Genomic DNA, 16,713 nt, shown 5'->3' with positions numbered 1-16,713 from the left:
AATAGAATAATCTTATTGACATAAAAGTGTTGATTTGCTTTTGCGTCAATGAAGAAAATTCTCTAAAATAACCGCGCATTTATGTCTATCATAAGCGCGGTTATTTTTTGTCTCAATTTTAACTTGGCCCGGAAATTATGACTATCAATCGAAAACCTGTTTTTAGACGCGTTCTTCTTAAATTAAGCGGTGAAGCTTTAATGGGAGATGAAGGCTTTGGTATCGATCCAAAAGTATTGGATCGTATGGCGCAAGAGATCAAAGAGCTTGTAGAACTCGACGTAGAAGTGGGTTTGGTTATCGGCGGCGGTAACTTTTTACGTGGTGGCTCATTAGCTGAAGCGGGTATGAACCGTGTTGTTGGTGATCACATGGGTATGTTGGCGACAGTGATGAATGGTTTGGCAATGCGTGATGCACTTCACAGAGCATTCGTAAATGCCCGTTTGATGTCAGCTATTCCACTTAACGGCGTGTGTGATGCCTATAATTGGGCTGAGGCAATTAGCTTGTTAAAATCAGGCCGTGTTGTTATCTTTTCAGCAGGTACTGGTAACCCATTCTTTACAACCGATTCTGCAGCGTGTTTACGCGGCATTGAAATCGAAGCTGATACAGTAATCAAAGCGACAAAAGTAGATGGTGTTTACAGTGATGACCCTGTTAAAAACCCAGAAGCAACTTTGTACAGTCAGCTTACTCATGACGAAATTATTGATAAAGAATTAAAAGTAATGGATTTAGCAGCATTCACTCTGGCCCGCGACCACAATATGCCTCTGAGTGTATTTAACATGAACAAACCAGGTGCATTAAAGCGTGTTATCATGGGTGAAGACGAAGGTACCCTGATAACGTCAAAAAAAGCAGCGGAATAAATAGCAATTAAGAATGGGGCTTGAGGCCCCATTCTTATAGAATAACCCAGTCTGCTAACATGTTTTAGCTGAGACTGGAACAGTAAAAATAGGATTGCAACTGTGATTAATGATATCCAAAAAGACGCTCAAGAGCGCATGAAAAAAAGTGTGGCAGCACTTGCTAGCCAACTTTCTAAAATTCGTACAGGCCGTGCACACCCTGCATTACTAGATGGCATTTCAGTATCTTACTATGGTGCTGATACGCCATTGAACCAGGTTGCGAACGTAACTGTAGAAGATTCACGTACACTTGCTATTAATGTGTTTGATAAATCATTAGCGCAAGCTGTAGAAAAAGCGATTATGGCTTCAGATTTAGGTCTGAACCCAATGTCAGCTGGCACTGTTATTCGCGTACCTCTACCTCCACTAACTGAAGAACGTCGTAAAGATTTAATTAAAATCGTACGTGGTGAAGTGGAAGGCGGTCGTGTTGCAGTTCGTAACATTCGTCGTGATGCGAACGGTGACATCAAAGCACTATTAAAAGATAAAGACATTTCTGAAGATGAAGCGCGTCAAGCAGAAGATCAAATCCAAAAGATCACTGATGCACACATCAAAGAAATGGATACTCAGTTGAGTGCAAAAGAAGCAGAGCTAATGGAAATTTAATTTTCTATTGACCTGTTTTTTTGACCAAAAAGCCGCATTGTTGCGGCTTTTTGCTGTTTTCAGCCCAACTAAATGCACTTGGTAGATTGTAGTTTGCTGTATTTACACACATTTTAAAACCCAGTGTGAAAATCAAACACTTTGTCTCGAGTTTGAAGATAAAGAATTTTATTAGGTTTGCAGCGATGACTGCGCTATACTAGGCGGCGTTTTTTTTATTTAAAATAGTACTATGGTTTTAAACGCTGACGCGATTTCTCAACAATCACTACCTAAGCATGTCGCCATAATTATGGATGGCAACGGACGCTGGGCTCAAGCCCGCAAGCGCCCGAGAGCTTATGGTCATAAAAAAGGTGTCGACTCTGTTCGCAGCGCGGTACAGTTTTGCTCAAAATTAGGTATTGAGTCACTTACACTATTTGCTTTTAGCAGTGAAAACTGGCGTAGACCTGAAGACGAAGTAAGTACTCTGATGGAATTGTTCCTTTTCGTCTTGAGTAAAGAAGTAAAAAAGTTACATAAAAATAATGTCAAATTAAACATCATTGGTGATATATCAAAGTTTCCGACAAGCTTGCAGGATAAAGTGCATGACGCGCATGCTTTGACTGGCAAAAATACTGGGTTGCAGTTAAATGTTGCTGCAAACTATGGTGGTCGCTGGGACATTGTTAATGCCGCTCAGACACTCGCAGAAAAAGTAAAAACTGGCGAGTTAGACGTGACTGATATTACCGAAGACGCATTGACAAATAACATGTCAATGGCTGAGCAGAGTCCGCTTGATTTGCTAATACGTACAGGCGGTGATTATCGGATCAGTAATTTCTTGCTTTGGCAAGCTGCTTATGCTGAGTTATATTTCACAGAAACTCTTTGGCCTGATTTTAACGAAGAGGCTTTCTCAGAAGCAATCGCTTGCTATATTTCTAGAGAGAGGCGCTTTGGTTGCACAGGTGAACAAATACAACAACTACTCGCCGAGAGCAATACAACAAGTTAAAGGTATTCAGTTTGTTAAAACAACGTATTATGACGTCAGCTGTGCTTGCACCGCTGGCGCTGATTTTAGTATTTTATACGCCTCTAAACCTCTTTAGTATGATTGCTGCTTCTATTGTACTGCTTGGTGCATGGGAGTGGGCATCTCTAATGGGGATAACTAAACCGTTACATAGATTGCCATATGTCGCCTTAACAGGGGCCCTAATCGCTACTTTGCATTTCCACTGGCCAATTGAGACCCTATGGCAGTCAGGAAAACTGGTGGCGGATGCAAATTACTTATTTACTTTGGCTGCTGCGTGGTGGATTGTCGCAACCTTGTTAGTTGTTCGTTATCCGAAGATGGCTAAATCTTGGAGCCAAGGATATGTATTGCCTGCTGTTGCCGGCTTTTTGACTTTGGTGCCACTGTGGCTTGCTTTAAACGTTTTGAGAAGTGCAGATTATCAAGCGTCTGAACAATTTGGTTCTGTACTGATCATGGTTGTCTTAGGTATCGTATGGAGTGCTGATATAGGCGCTTACTTTGCGGGTAAAAATCTCGGAAAGAGAAAGCTGATGCCAAATGTGAGCCCGAATAAAACCATTGAAGGCTTAATTGGCGGTCTGGTTACTGCGGTCATATTTGTCATGGTTTTTTGTTATTGTGCTGAAGTTGATTTCAAACATTGGGTACTATATGGCTTACTGACGGTCGTAATTGCGTTATTCTCAGCCATTGGTGATTTACTTGAAAGCATGTTTAAACGCGAAGCAGGATTAAAAGACTCGGGTAGTTGTTTGCCGGGCCATGGTGGTATTTTAGATAGAATCGATAGCTTGACGGCAGCTGCGCCTATATTTGCACTGTTTTATGCTTGGACGGTGACACTATGAGCATAGTTACACTGCAACCAGAACAAGTTGTGATACTGGGCTCAAGCGGCTCTATCGGTACCTCGACACTAGATGTTATTGGTCGCAATCAATCGAGATACAGTGTATTTGCTTTGGTCGCAGGAAAAAACGTTGATGTTGTATATCAACAAATCGCAACACATAGTCCGACATATGTTGTAATGAACGATGAGGCGGCAGCGCAGTCGCTCAGAGCACGTTTAAGCGGATATACGACAGAAGTGCTGAGTGGCACTCAAGCTATGTGTGACGTTGCCTCACACGATGATGTTGATATTGTAATGTCAGCTATCGTTGGTGCTGCAGGTCTTTTGCCGACGCTTGCAGCAGTGGAAGCAGGTAAAAAAGTACTGCTTGCCAATAAAGAGTCTTTGGTCATGTCTGGCAAGTTATTCATGGATAAGGTTAAAAAGCATGGCGCAACTTTGCTACCCATCGATAGTGAGCACAATGCGATTTTCCAATGTATGCCTCAAGATATGCAGCAAGGAGTAACGACTGACTTTTCACCCCTTGGTATTCATAAAATACTGCTGACAGGCTCAGGTGGTCCGTTCCTCAACCGTGACATTAACACCCTATCTCAAGTTACTGTCGCTGAAGCTGTTGCACATCCAAACTGGTCAATGGGACAGAAAATCTCTGTTGACTCTGCAACAATGATGAACAAAGGGCTTGAATTTATAGAAGCCAAATGGCTTTTTGACTGTCAACCTGATGACATAGAAGTTGTTATTCATCCGCAAAGTATGATCCACTCGATGGTTCAATATCAAGATGGTTCGGTCATTGCTCAAATGGGGCAGCCTGACATGAGAACCCCCATTGCCTATGGGTTGGCTTATCCTGAGCGTATTGACGCAGGCGTTAAACCGCTTGATTTTTCAATTATGAAAGACTTCACGTTCACTAAGCCAGATTATAACCGCTACCCTAATTTAAACCTTGCCATCGAAGCATGTCGATTAGGACAAGCTGCGACAACGACGCTCAATGCGGCTAATGAAGTATCCGTTGCTGCGTTCTTACAAGGAAAGATTGGTTTTATGGATATTTATAAAATCAATGAGCAAGTGCTTACAGCCAGTGCGTTAGGAGAGCTAACAACACTGGACGAAATCATGGATATGGATCAACAAGCTCGCCGAGTTGCAAATGAGCTTATAGCAGGGCAGGCACGCTAATGTTTGACTTTTTCTGGAATCTTGGGTCGTTTGTCGTCGCGTTGAGTATACTTGTCGCGGTACATGAATATGGACACTTTTGGGTTGCCAGAAAAGCAGGTGTGAAAGTACTGCGTTTCTCTATCGGGTTTGGTAAGCCTCTTTTCACTTGGTATGACAAGCTTGGTACCGAGTATGCGATATCTGCTATCCCACTCGGTGGTTATGTCAGAATGCTTGACTCGAGAGTGGATGAAGTTTCCGAGCAAGATAGAGCTAATACGCTCGACAGCAAATCAGTTTATGCACGTATGGCGGTTGCCGCTGCGGGTCCACTGGCAAACTTTATATTTGCTGTTTTTGCTCTGGCTATTATGTATGTTGTTGGCGTTCAAAACGTTAAACCTGTTGTGGGTTCCATCACTCCCAACTCTATTGCTGAGCGTGCCGGCGTTCAGTCTGGTGATTTGTTAAAGCGCATAGGGAATGAGGATGTGTCCTCGTGGCAAGAAGTTAATTTTGCGGTAATGTCAGGATTGGGCGAGCAAAGGTTAGAGATCAAAGTAACAGATGCTAATGGGCAAATCGCAATTCGCACCCTAGATGTTGATGGCTGGAAACTGGATAAACGTGATGTTGCGCCTTTAACTTCCATTGGTATTACGCCGTACCGACCTAATATCACAACTGAGCTTGCAATCGTCGCGGAAGGTTCTGCAGCAGAACGCGCGAAAGTTAAAGCAGGGGATGTCATTGTGTCCTTTAATAAAGAGTCTATTTCTACTTGGACACAATTTGTTGAACTTGTACAACGTTCCCCGAATAAGCAAAGCACATTGACGGTATTAAGGGATGGCAGTGAAATTTCCTTAATTATAACTCCAGATGCACGTGAAACTGCTCAGGGAATAGAGATAGGGTATTTAGGGGTTGTGCCGAGGCAGAAAAGTTGGCCTGAAGGGTACATTGAGACTAGACAGTATGGTGTATTCGATAGTATCTTGCTTGGCGTTCAGAAAACCTATGCTCTTACCAAATTGAGCTTCGAAATGATTGGCAATCTGATAACGGGGCAAGTCTCTGTAAAAAATATCAGTGGCCCGGTAGGAATTGCGGTAGGGGCTGGAGACAGTGTTAGTTACGGATTAGTTGCCTTTTTGAGCTTTTTGGCTCTTATTAGCGTCAACTTGGGGGTTTTCAACCTTTTACCACTGCCCATGTTGGACGGTGGGCATTTGATGTATTACTTAATTGAACTAATTCGAAAAAAACCGGTCTCTGAAAAGACACAAGAGTTAGGTTATAAGCTGGGAGCCATGATGCTGTTAGCACTGACCTGTTTTGCATTGTTTAATGATGTATCGAGGCTCTAGGCTCTTAAAATAAGGGTGATAGCGCACGTGGCGCTTTGTTCGCCGTAAGCTGTAAAGGATAAAGATAAAAAAATGCCTATAAAAAAACATTTAGCTGTAACGAGTTTACTTGGCGCTAGTTTTGCCGCTTTAGGGCAAAACTCCTTTATCGTAGAAGATTTAAAAGTTGAAGGGTTACAACGTGTTGCACTGGGTGCAGCCTTGACTCATATTCCAATTAACGTTGGCGATGAAGTTGACAACTACACGGTCTCTAAAACCATCAAGGCATTATTCTCGTCAGGTCATTTTGACGATATTTCTGCCTACAGAGATGGCAATCAGATTGTTTTTAAAGTAAAAGAGCGTGCCACGATTGCTTCAATTGAGTTTGATGGCAATAAAGATATTAAAGACGAGCAGTTACAAGAAAGCTTAGATGGCAAAGACATTCGAACTGGCGAAACGCTGGATAGAACTGTCATTGATGGTGTTGAAAAGGGACTCATCGAGTTCTTTCACAGTATCGGTAAATATAATGCCAAAATTGAAGTGAGTATTGTTGAGTTACCGCGTAACCGTGTAAAGCTTAAATTTGAATTTGATGAAGGCGACGCTGCTTCTGTACGACAGATCAACCTCGTTGGTAACGAGTTATTTTCTGATGAGCAATTACTTCGTCTCGTTGAGTCTCAGCAAGATTTGCCTTGGTGGAAGTTCTTATCGAGTGACCGTTACCAAAAGCAAACAATTGAAGGTGATTTAGAGAAGATCCGTAGTTACTATTTGGATAGAGGCTACTTGCGCTTCAATATCGATTCAACTCAGGTATCGGTTAGCCCTGAGCGAGAGTCAGTGTATGTAACTGCAAACATCTCGGAAGGTGAAAAGTACACAGTTAAAGGTTTCGACTTTATTGGTGATTTACTTGGCCGTGAAGAGCTAATTAGAAGTGTTATCCCTTTGAAGTCAGGTGAGCTATATAACGGCTCACTTGTAACGTCATCTGAAGAGTTTATTAAAAGTTATTTAGCACGCTTTGGTTATGCCAATGCTGAAGTTCGTACTATTCCTGATATTGACGACGAAAACAAAGAGGTGCAGTTAACGCTTTCTGTTGACCCTGGCCAACGAGTTTATGTACGTCGTATTTTAGTTAATGGAAACCAAAGTACAGCAGATCATGTTGTTCGAAGAGAAATGACTCAACTAGAAGGTGCTTGGTTGTCAAACCAAAGTCTTGAGCGCTCTAAGCTGCAAATTCAACGTTTACCATATATGGAATCTGTTGATTTTGAAGTAAAGCCAATTCCTGGCGTAGACGATCAGGTTGATGTTGATTTTAACGTCAAAGAGCAACCTGCGGGCAGTTTCCAAGCCGGTGTTGCATATGGCTCTTATGCTGGCTTGCAATTTAATGTTGGTGTGAGTGAGTCGAATTTCTTAGGCTCTGGTGACCAAGTTGCATTCAACATCAACACGTCAAAAGCATCTACACGATATAGTGTTTCTTACACAGATCCATATTTTACACCTGATGGCATATCTCAAGGTAGCAGTATTTTCTTCAGTAAGTTTGATGGTTCAGAGATTGGCCTAATTGACTACGATTCTCGCAGTTATGGTATTGGTACTCATTTCGGTATTCCAATTAACCCAGTTAACCGACTGAACTTCAGTTTCCGTTGGGTTGAGGAGGAGCTTGATCGCATCGCTGATTACGAGCAGACACGCGTATTAAGGCTAACGTTCCAAGATCCAGATGATCCGGATGGTGGCTATGACTTTACTAAGTATGAATTGGGCCTAGGCTGGTCTCGTATCACTGTTAACCGTGGTATGTTCCCAACAGATGGTTCGCGTCAAAATGCGAACTTTACAATTACGACGCCTAATTCTGACTTGAATTACTTTAAGTTGAGCTATGATTCTCGTTTCTATTGGCCTGTAAGTAATGATCATCGTTGGGTATTCTCAACTCGTGCCTCTCTTGCATATGGCAATGGTTATGGAGAAGAAAACGGTTTTGATCAAGTACTTCCGTTCCAAGAGTTCTACCGTATTACAGAAATGGAGCTAAGAGGCTTCGAAAGAAATACAATCTTACCACTCGCTATTCAGCGTAGGCCACAATCTATTATTGGCCCATCGTTACCTGATGGTACTGAAAGTGGTTCGATTAGTGGCGACCCAGCATTTGACCAGATTATCACTGGCGGTCGAATTGGTGGTAATGCCAAGGCTGTATTTGGTGCTGAAATGATAGTACCAACGCCATTTTTAGATGAAGAGAACACGAGTTCAGTGCGTACTAGCTTCTTCGTCGACGCGGCAAACGTTTGGGATACTGAATTCGATGTAGATCGTTATTCAAACTTACCAGAGTATCAATACAAACAACTTTCAGATTTCTCTGACCCAAGTCGTTTTAGGGTTTCTACAGGTATGTCTATTCAATGGATATCGCCAATGGGACCAATGTTAATTAGTTTTGCGTATCCGCTGAAAAAAGAAGATGACGATGATACTAAGAACATCAGCTTCAACATCAGTAATACATTCTAAGGAGTTTATTGTGAAAAAGATTTTTAAAACCTCTGCTATGGGTATCTTAGCAGCTTTATTAATGGGTAACTCTATCAACGCATTTGCACACAAAGTGGGCATCGTTGATATGCAGACTGTTTATTCTCAATTGCCACAAATGGCTAAGATTGAGCAAACTCTAAAAAGTGAATTCTCAGAGCGTCGCCAAGAACTTGAAAAACTACAAGGTGACATCCGTTTTGAAGCTGAAAAGTTCAAGCGCGAAAGTGCAACTATGAGCGAAGAGCAAAAAACACAATTGCGTGAAAAAATTCAAGGCATGCAAAAAACGCTTGCTGAGAAAGGTCGTCCTCTTGAGCAGGAAATCAAGCAGCGCCAGAATCAAGAATTAGCAAAAGTACAAAAAATGATCCTAGATGCAATTGAAAATGTTGCTAAAAAAGGAAAGTTTGACGAAGTTAGATTAAAAGAAACGACAATCTACTTCAACCCTGATAAAGTTAGCGATCTGTCGGATGATATTGTTGAAGCAGTTAGCAAAAAGTAATGACTAAACACTATACGTTGTCGCAATTGGCTGAGCACTTGGGGGCAACCCTTGAAGGGAATCCAGAACAGCCAATTGTTAAAATTGCCACTTTATTAAATGCGAATGAACAAGAAGTCGCGTTTTTGGCAAATAAAAAATACCGCAGCCAGCTTGAGTCTACTCATGCTGGCGCTGTTATCTTATCTGCAGACGATGCGGATTATTTTTCTGGTAACAAATTAGTTTGTGATAATCCATATGTGGCATATGCAAAACTTGCACAATATATGGATACAACCCCCGCTGCAGCAAGTTCAGTGCATAGCACTGCCGTTGTCGATGAGAGCGCATCTTTAGGTCAAAACGTTAAAGTTGGGGCCAATGCGGTTATTGAAGCCGGTGCAGTGATTGGTGACAATGTTGAAATTGGCGCTGGGTGCTTTATTGGTAAACACGCACGCATTGGTGCCGGCACTAAGCTCTGGGCTAATGTGACAATTTATCACGAAGTTGAAATTGGTGAACATTGCTTGTTCCAATCAGGCAGTGTAATCGGTAGTGATGGCTTCGGTTACGCTAATGAGTCAGGCGAGTGGGTTAAAATTCCACAGATCGGCACGGTGATTATCGGAAATCGAGTCGAAGTAGGTGCATGTACGTCTATTGACCGAGGTGCAATAGATAACACCATAATCCATGATAATGTCATTCTAGATAACCAAATTCAAATTGCGCATAACGTTGAAATTGGTTACGGCACTGCTATTGCAGGGTGCAGTGTACTCGCGGGCAGTGTAAAAATTGGAAAGTACTGCCAAATCGGTGGCATGGTGGCCGTAAATGGCCACAATGAAGTGTGTGACGGCGTTGTCATTACTGGTATGAGCATGGTTACTAAGGGCATTTCTAAGCCTGGTATCTACTCATCGGGTATGCCTCATACAACGAATAAAGAGTGGCGTAAGAACATCGCTCACTTGCGCAATCTTTCAGATTTTAAAGCGCGCATTAAAGCGCTTGAAAATCTTACCGAGCAGTTACAACATACGGATAAATAAAAGGTACTATTTTGGCCAACGAATTAAACAGCTTTGATATTCAAGAGATCTTGAAGTTACTTCCTCATCGTTACCCTATGTTGCTTGTCGATAAAGTTATTGATCACAAGCCTGGAGAGTATTTGCATGCCGTGAAGAATGTGACGGCAAATGAGCCTATCTTTACAGGTCATTTCCCAGACCAACCTATTTTTCCTGGTGTAATGATTTTAGAAGCAATGGCACAGGCGACAGGTCTGCTCGGCTTTAAAACGGTCGAGAATCGCAGTGACAATGAGCTATACTTGTTTGCAGCCATTGACAATGCAAGGTTCAAGCAGCCAGTTGTCCCTGGCGATACGATGCATTTACACGTGCAGTTTGTTAAAGAACGTCGCAACATCTGGAAGTTTTCAGCTGAAGCGAAAGTTGACGGCAATGTCGTGTGTAGTGCAGAAATAATGTGTGCTAGAAGAGAGTTTTAAGCGTGATCCATCCTACCGCAATTATTGAGCCAGGCGCTAAATTAGGAAATAACGTCTCAGTCGGACCATACAGTTATATCGGTAACGATGTGGTTATTGGGGACGATTGTAAAATTGAATCTCATGTTGTTATTAAAGGGCCGAGTGAAATTGGTTCCGGTAATCACATATTTCAGTTCGCGTCTGTGGGCGAGGCCTGCCAAGATAAAAAGTACAAGGATGAACCAACGAAACTCATTATTGGTGACAATAATGTGATCAGAGAGTGTGCGACGATCCATCGTGGTACAATCCAAGATCAAGGCGTTACCATAATTGGTAGCAATAACCTATTTATGGCTTACACACACGTAGCGCATGATGCCGTGATTGGCAGCAATGTTATTTTTGCTAACAATGCAAGTGTTGCTGGGCATGTTCATATCGGCGATTGGGTTATCTTAGCGGGTAACTCAGGCGTACATCAATTTTGTAAGGTCGGTTCGCATGCTTTTGTAGGTATGTACTCTGGTGTGAATCAAGATGTACCGCCATTTGTAACAACGACAGGTACGCCTGCGCGTCCTGTTGCAATTAACACCGAAGGTCTGAAGCGTCGTGGTTTTGAGTCTGATGAAATTATGGCAACACGCAGAGCTTATAAAACGCTCTTCCGTAAAGGCCTAAAATTAGATGAAGCGATTGCAGCTTTACAAGAGGAAGCGCAACAGTTTCCAGCTGTTCAGCGGATGCTTGATTTTATCGCAACGTCAGAGCGTGGACTGGTACGCTAACCTAATCTAGCTCTTTGTCGCCTTATCGTAATTTATCGAATAACAAAGAGCGGGTTCTGATATAATAACGCCATACTTAGTATGGCGTTTTTTTATTTTCTAGAAGAACAAAAATGGCAAACGAAAAATCAATTACTGTCGGGATTGTTGCAGGTGAGCTATCTGGTGACATTCTTGGCGCAGGTCTTATTAAAGCACTGAAAAAGCGCTTTCCAAATGCACAGTTTGTTGGCATTGCAGGTCCTAAAATGCAAGCTCAAGGGTGTAAAAGCCTTTTTGATATGGAAGAGCTTGCTGTGATGGGCCTTGTGGAAGTGTTAGGCCGACTTCCTCGCTTACTTAAAATTCGAAAAGAATTAGTCAATTATTTTATTCAAAATCCACCTGATGTGTTTATTGGTGTTGATGCACCAGACTTCAATTTACGTGTTGAAAAACCGTTGAAAGCGGCTGGAATTAAAACAATTCAATATGTAAGCCCCTCAGTTTGGGCGTGGCGACCAAAGCGTATTCATACCATCGCAGAGGCGACTAATTTGGTGTTATCTTTGTTACCGTTCGAAAAAGCATTTTACGATAAGTATGATGTACCCTGTACTTTTGTAGGTCATACGCTTGCAGATGAAATACCGTTAGAGTCTGACACTTTGGCTGCGCGAAAAGAGATTGGCTTAAAAGAGTCAGATACAGTTTTGGCCTTGTTGCCAGGCAGTAGAGGATCTGAAGTTGGGTTGCTAAGTGAAACTTACTTGCAAACTGCTAAGCAATTAGTGGATAAAATGCCAGATCTCAAAATTGTTGTGCCTTTAGTTAATGAAAAGCGTAAAAAGCAGTTCACACAAATTTTAGACAAAGTGGCGCCAGAACTTCGCCCGATTATATTAGATGGCCAGTCTTCATTGGCAATGACAGCATCTGATGCGGTGTTGTTAGCCTCAGGCACGGCCACGTTAGAAGCGATGTTATATAAAAAGCCAATGGTTGTTGGTTATCGCTTAAAAACCTTGAGCTATAAAATATTTAGCACTTTTTTTACTTTCAATATTAAACACTTTTCATTGCCAAATTTACTTGCTGATGCGCCGCTTGTAGCTGAGTTTTTGCAAGAAGATTGTAATCCAGATGCGTTGACGGATGCATTGCTCCCCTTGCTTAGAGGAGACAATTCCGCACTCATAGAACGTTTTTACGAAATTCATAAAGGTATTCGCTTAAATGCCAGTGAACAGGCAGCAATTGCTGTTGCGGAGGTGATAGATGCAAATTAAACGCCCTAAAGTTAAGTACATTGCAGGTGTAGATGAGGTTGGTCGTGGACCCTTGGTGGGTGACGTCGTAACGGCAGCAGTGATTTTAGATCCAAGTAAGCCAATAGCAGGTTTGACTGACTCAAAAAAACTGTCAGAGAAAAAGCGCAATGCGCTAGCGGAAGAAATTAAAGAGAAAGCCCTGTGTTACTGTATTGCTCGTGCCACGGTAGATGAAATCGATGAGCTTAATATTTTGCATGCCACTATGCTGGCTATGAAGCGCGCCGTTGAAGGTCTCTCAATTCCTGCTGAATTTGTCTTTATTGATGGTAATCGTTTACCAGATATTACTGTCCCTGCACAGGCGGTTGTGAAAGGGGATAGCTTAGTGGAAGAGATCAGTGCGGCGTCGATTTTAGCTAAAGTTACCCGTGACAATGAAATGATTGAGTTAGATGCGCAGTATCCTCAGTTTGGCTTTGCAGGTCATAAAGGTTATCCAACCAAAGCGCATTTTGAAGCGCTTGCTCAACATGGCATCACGCCACATCATCGAAAGAGCTTTAAACCAGTACAAAGAATCATTGCGGAGCAGTCGTAACCATGCCAACGCCTAATTTTGTACATTTACGCGTTCATAGTGACTTTTCTATGGTTGATGGCTTGGCCAAGACCAAACCTATTGTCGCCAGAGCACAAGAGCTTGAGATGCCTGCATTTGCCATTACGGACCAAATGAACTTATGTGGTTTAGTGCGCTTTTATGGCGGTGCTCATGGTGCTGGTATAAAGCCCATGGTGGGCGCTGATCTATGGCTAAAAAGTGATGAGTTTCCTGATGAGCCTTGTCGAATTGTCGTACTCGCTAAAAATAATGAAGGATATAAAAATCTTACATTATTGATCTCAGAAGCTTTTTTAAGAGGCCATGTATTTCATAGACCTGTGGTTGATAAAGCATGGTTAGCGCAATACAAAGAGGGGTTAATTTTACTCTCTGGGGCAAAAGATGGTGATGTAGGTAAAGCGTTATTAAAGGGCAATCATCAGCTTGCTTTAGAAACAGTGGCTTTTTATGAAGAACACTTTGCCGATCACTATTACCTTGAATTACATCGTACAGGGCGTGAACAAGAAGAAGAGTATCTGCATGCGGCAGTGGCACTTGCTGGCGAACGTAGTTTACCCGTCGTTGCGACCAATGAAGTTGTTTTTTTACATGAAGAAGACTTTGAAGCCCATGAGATCCGCGTTGCTATTCATGATGGTTACACGCTAGAAGATAAAAACAGGCCGAAGCGCTTTTCCAAAGAGCAATACCTCAAAACGCCTGAGCAGATGGCAGAGCTATTTAGTGATATTCCGGAAGCGCTGGAAAACACCGTTGAAATCGCTAAGCGTTGTAATGTTACCGTACAGCTTGGTACTTACTTCTTGCCAGATTATCCAACGGGCGATTTAAAAATTGATGAATTCTTAGTTAAGGTATCTGAAGATGGTCTTGAAGAGCGTCTACAGTTTTTATTCCCTGATGAAGAAGACAGAAAAGTTAAGCGAGTTGAGTACGACGATCGTTTAAGGATTGAATTAGACGTTATCAACCAAATGGGATTCCCTGGTTACTTCTTGATCGTAATGGAGTTCATTCAGTGGAGTAAAGATAACAATATCCCTGTTGGTCCGGGTCGAGGCTCTGGTGCAGGTTCATTGGTGGCATATGCCCTTAAGATCACAGATCTTGATCCACTTGAATTTGACTTACTATTTGAGCGATTTCTGAACCCAGAGCGTGTCTCGATGCCTGACTTTGATGTCGACTTCTGTATGGACAGGCGAGACGAGGTTATTGATCACGTTGCTAAACTTTACGGGCGACAGGCGGTATCCCAGATCATCACCTTTGGTACCATGGCGGCCAAAGCGGTAATTCGTGACGTAGGGCGTGTACTAGGGCATCCCTATGGTTTTGTTGATAGAATTTCAAAGCTAGTACCAGGCGATCCGGGTATGACACTGGCTAAAGCTTTTGAAGTTGAGCCAAGACTACCTGAAGCCTATGATGGCGATGATGAAGTAAAAGAGCTCATCGATAAATGTCGAATTCTAGAAGGCTGTACCCGTAATGCTGGTAAACACGCCGGTGGTGTTGTTATCTCGCCAACCAGCATTACAGACTTTGCAGCCTTGTACTGTGACGAAGAGGGTAAATTCCCAGTTACTCAATTCGATAAAAACGACGTTGAAACGGCCGGTCTGGTTAAGTTTGACTTCCTAGGTCTAAGAACACTGACCATCTTGCAGTGGGCACTGGATATGGCCAACGAGCGTTTGGCGCGTGAGCAAAAGCCATTTGTGGATATCAACGCCATTCCACTTGATGATCATGCCAGCTTTGAAGTGCTACTAAGAGCCGAGACTACTGCGGTATTCCAGCTAGAATCACGTGGTATGAAAGACCTTATCCGCCGTCTTAAACCGGACTGCTTCGAAGATATGATCGCACTGGTTGCGCTATTCAGACCGGGACCGCTGCAATCGGGCATGGTAGATAACTTTATCGACCGTAAGCATGGTCGAGAAGAGATCTCTTTCCCAGATGCTCAATATCAGCATGAGAGCTTAGCACCTATCCTTGAGCCGACCTACGGGATCATCCTGTATCAGGAGCAGGTTATGCAGATCGCGCAGGTCCTAGCAGGTTATAGCCTAGGCGGCGCTGACTTACTTCGTCGTGCGATGGGTAAGAAAAAACCGGAAGAGATGGCAAAGCAGCGTTCAACCTTTGAGGAAGGGTCGATAAATAACGGTGTCGACGGTGAACTTGCCATGAAGATCTTCGATCTTGTAGAAAAGTTCGCAGGTTATGGTTTTAACAAATCTCACTCGGCAGCATACGCACTGGTTTCTTACCAAACGCTTTGGATGAAGACGCATTTCCCAGCAGAATTCATGGCTGCTGTAATGTCTGCGGATATGGACAACACCGATAAGATTGTCACCTTGGTTGATGAGTGTGAGAACATGAAGTTGACCTTGCTACCACCAGATGTGAACGCGGGTGTTTATAAGTTTGCGGTGAACTTACAAGGTGAGATTGTCTACGGTATTGGTGCCATAAAGGGAGTAGGCGAAGGGCCAGTTGAAGCCATCCTTGAAGCACGTGAGCAAGGCGGAGAGTTTAAAGACTTATTCGATTTTTGTGCCCGTGTTGATTTGAAGCGTCTTAATCGTCGTGTTATTGAAAAGCTGATTTATGCTGGCGCCTTAGACAAATTAGGCCCAGAGAAGAAGCAAGGCGGACGTGCGACATTACTTGCAAGCTTAAAAGATGCGATGAAGTCGGCTGAACAGCATCATAAAGCGGAACAGTTAGGACAATCGGATTTATTTGGCTTACTTGCCGTTGAACCTGAAGAAGTGGCACAAGCCTTTATTCAGGCACCACCATTGAGTGACAATGAATGGCTCAACGGAGAAAAGGAAACGTTAGGTTTATACCTGACCGGACATCCAATTAACCAGTACCGTAAAGAGCTGAAGCATTATACCTCGGGTAAATTAGTGGACTTACAGCCAACTAACCGAGATATGCAGTCGACCGCAGCTGGTTTGGTGATCAACGCCCGCACCTTGATAAATAAAAAAGGTAACCGTTGGGGACTCATCACGCTAGACGATAAGAGTGCGCGGATCGATGTACGTTTCTTCCCTGAACAATTTGAAATGTATGAAGAGCTTCTTCAGGTTAACCAGATCCTAGTAATATCTGGGCAGGTGAGCTTTGATAACTTCTCAGGCGGTATTACCATGACTGCCAGAGACGTCAATACGATAGCGCAAGCGCGAGAGAAGCGGGTTAGCTCTCTTAAGATGTCACTGAATATGGCGCAAATAGATGCGAACTTTGGTGAGAACTTAAAGCGTGTCTTAGAGCCTTATAAGTTTGGTACTTGTGAGGTGATCATTGAATATCAGCGTCCTGATGCCACAGCGGAGTTAACACTCGGTACACAGTGGTGTGTGACACCAAGCGATGAGCTGATCAGAGCTTTGAAAAAGTTAACTGGCCAAGATGTAGAGTTAATCTTTGACTAAGTCTACAAAAACAGTAGATACAAAAAAGGCCACCCAATG

General features: G+C 42.9%; 14 protein-coding genes. All 14 read left to right on the top strand.

Annotated elements, in window-relative coordinates:
* The first annotated feature begins 137 nt into the window (after positions 1-137).
* The 14 genes from pyrH (at position 138) to dnaE (ending at position 16,674) form a co-directional block, all read left to right on the top strand.
* The gene (pyrH, locus tag N477_RS20625) at positions 138-878 is read left to right on the top strand and encodes a UMP kinase (RefSeq protein WP_023401852.1); all 741 of its coding nucleotides are present in this window, start codon (positions 138-140) and stop codon (positions 876-878) included.
* 102 nt (positions 879-980) lie between these two features.
* Positions 981-1,538 (top strand): ribosome recycling factor, encoded by a 558-nt coding sequence (gene frr / locus N477_RS20620; protein WP_063362923.1) that lies wholly within the window; start codon positions 981-983, stop codon positions 1,536-1,538.
* A 232-nt stretch (positions 1,539-1,770) separates the two neighbouring features.
* Positions 1,771-2,544: an isoprenyl transferase gene (locus N477_RS20615; RefSeq protein WP_063362924.1), complete on the top strand. Its 774-nt coding sequence runs from the start codon at positions 1,771-1,773 to the stop codon at positions 2,542-2,544.
* 11 nt (positions 2,545-2,555) lie between these two features.
* Positions 2,556-3,422 (top strand): phosphatidate cytidylyltransferase, encoded by an 867-nt coding sequence (locus N477_RS20610; RefSeq protein ID WP_063362925.1) that lies wholly within the window; start codon positions 2,556-2,558, stop codon positions 3,420-3,422.
* Positions 3,419-4,627 carry a 1-deoxy-D-xylulose-5-phosphate reductoisomerase gene (ispC, locus tag N477_RS20605; RefSeq protein ID WP_063362926.1) on the top strand — a complete coding sequence of 403 codons (1,209 nt, stop codon included), beginning with the start codon at positions 3,419-3,421 and terminating at the stop codon, positions 4,625-4,627. The genes N477_RS20610 and ispC overlap by 4 nt, the downstream gene beginning before the upstream one ends.
* Positions 4,627-5,979, top strand: a complete 1,353-nt coding sequence (gene rseP / locus N477_RS20600) for a sigma E protease regulator RseP (protein WP_063362927.1) — start codon at positions 4,627-4,629, stop codon at positions 5,977-5,979. Before ispC ends, rseP begins: the two co-directional genes overlap by 1 nt.
* A gap of 72 nt (positions 5,980-6,051) precedes the next feature.
* The gene (gene bamA, locus N477_RS20595; RefSeq protein ID WP_063362928.1) at positions 6,052-8,523 is read left to right on the top strand and encodes an outer membrane protein assembly factor BamA; all 2,472 of its coding nucleotides are present in this window, start codon (positions 6,052-6,054) and stop codon (positions 8,521-8,523) included.
* Between the two features lie 10 nt (positions 8,524-8,533).
* Positions 8,534-9,052, top strand: coding sequence for an OmpH family outer membrane protein (locus N477_RS20590; protein ID WP_063362929.1), 519 nt, complete (start codon positions 8,534-8,536; stop codon positions 9,050-9,052).
* Positions 9,052-10,092: a UDP-3-O-(3-hydroxymyristoyl)glucosamine N-acyltransferase gene (gene lpxD, locus N477_RS20585; RefSeq protein ID WP_063362930.1), complete on the top strand. Its 1,041-nt coding sequence runs from the start codon at positions 9,052-9,054 to the stop codon at positions 10,090-10,092. Before N477_RS20590 ends, lpxD begins: the two co-directional genes overlap by 1 nt.
* An 11-nt stretch (positions 10,093-10,103) precedes the next feature.
* The gene (gene fabZ / locus N477_RS20580) at positions 10,104-10,556 is read left to right on the top strand and encodes a 3-hydroxyacyl-ACP dehydratase FabZ (protein ID WP_063362931.1); all 453 of its coding nucleotides are present in this window, start codon (positions 10,104-10,106) and stop codon (positions 10,554-10,556) included.
* 2 nt (positions 10,557-10,558) lie between these two features.
* The gene (lpxA, locus tag N477_RS20575) at positions 10,559-11,329 is read left to right on the top strand and encodes an acyl-ACP--UDP-N-acetylglucosamine O-acyltransferase (RefSeq protein ID WP_063362932.1); all 771 of its coding nucleotides are present in this window, start codon (positions 10,559-10,561) and stop codon (positions 11,327-11,329) included.
* A gap of 113 nt (positions 11,330-11,442) precedes the next feature.
* Complete coding sequence (gene lpxB, locus N477_RS20570) at positions 11,443-12,597, top strand: lipid-A-disaccharide synthase (RefSeq protein ID WP_063362933.1); 1,155 nt, start codon at positions 11,443-11,445, stop codon at positions 12,595-12,597.
* Entirely contained in the window at positions 12,587-13,180 is a 594-nt protein-coding gene (rnhB, locus tag N477_RS20565; protein ID WP_063362934.1) for a ribonuclease HII, read from the top strand. The genes lpxB and rnhB overlap by 11 nt, the downstream gene beginning before the upstream one ends.
* 2 nt (positions 13,181-13,182) lie before the next feature.
* Complete coding sequence (gene dnaE, locus N477_RS20560) at positions 13,183-16,674, top strand: DNA polymerase III subunit alpha (protein WP_063362935.1); 3,492 nt, start codon at positions 13,183-13,185, stop codon at positions 16,672-16,674.
* Positions 16,675-16,713: the final 39 nt, after the last annotated feature.

This window comes from Pseudoalteromonas luteoviolacea H33-S (assembly GCF_001625695.1).
Taxonomy (GTDB): domain Bacteria; phylum Pseudomonadota; class Gammaproteobacteria; order Enterobacterales; family Alteromonadaceae; genus Pseudoalteromonas; species Pseudoalteromonas luteoviolacea_B.
The sequence above is the reverse complement of the archived record's forward strand: the minus strand, read 5'-3'. Positions and strand labels throughout refer to the sequence as shown.

Coding starts and splice junctions, on each gene's coding strand:
- pyrH (WP_023401852.1), top strand. CDS start 138: ATGACTATCAATCGAAAACCTGTTTTTAGACGCGTTCTTCTTAAATTA.
- N477_RS20615 (WP_063362924.1), top strand. CDS start 1,771: ATGGTTTTAAACGCTGACGCGATTTCTCAACAATCACTACCTAAGCAT.
- ispC (WP_063362926.1), top strand. CDS start 3,419: ATGAGCATAGTTACACTGCAACCAGAACAAGTTGTGATACTGGGCTCA.
- rseP (WP_063362927.1), top strand. CDS start 4,627: ATGTTTGACTTTTTCTGGAATCTTGGGTCGTTTGTCGTCGCGTTGAGT.
- bamA (WP_063362928.1), top strand. CDS start 6,052: ATGCCTATAAAAAAACATTTAGCTGTAACGAGTTTACTTGGCGCTAGT.
- lpxD (WP_063362930.1), top strand. CDS start 9,052: ATGACTAAACACTATACGTTGTCGCAATTGGCTGAGCACTTGGGGGCA.
- lpxB (WP_063362933.1), top strand. CDS start 11,443: ATGGCAAACGAAAAATCAATTACTGTCGGGATTGTTGCAGGTGAGCTA.
- rnhB (WP_063362934.1), top strand. CDS start 12,587: ATGCAAATTAAACGCCCTAAAGTTAAGTACATTGCAGGTGTAGATGAG.
- dnaE (WP_063362935.1), top strand. CDS start 13,183: ATGCCAACGCCTAATTTTGTACATTTACGCGTTCATAGTGACTTTTCT.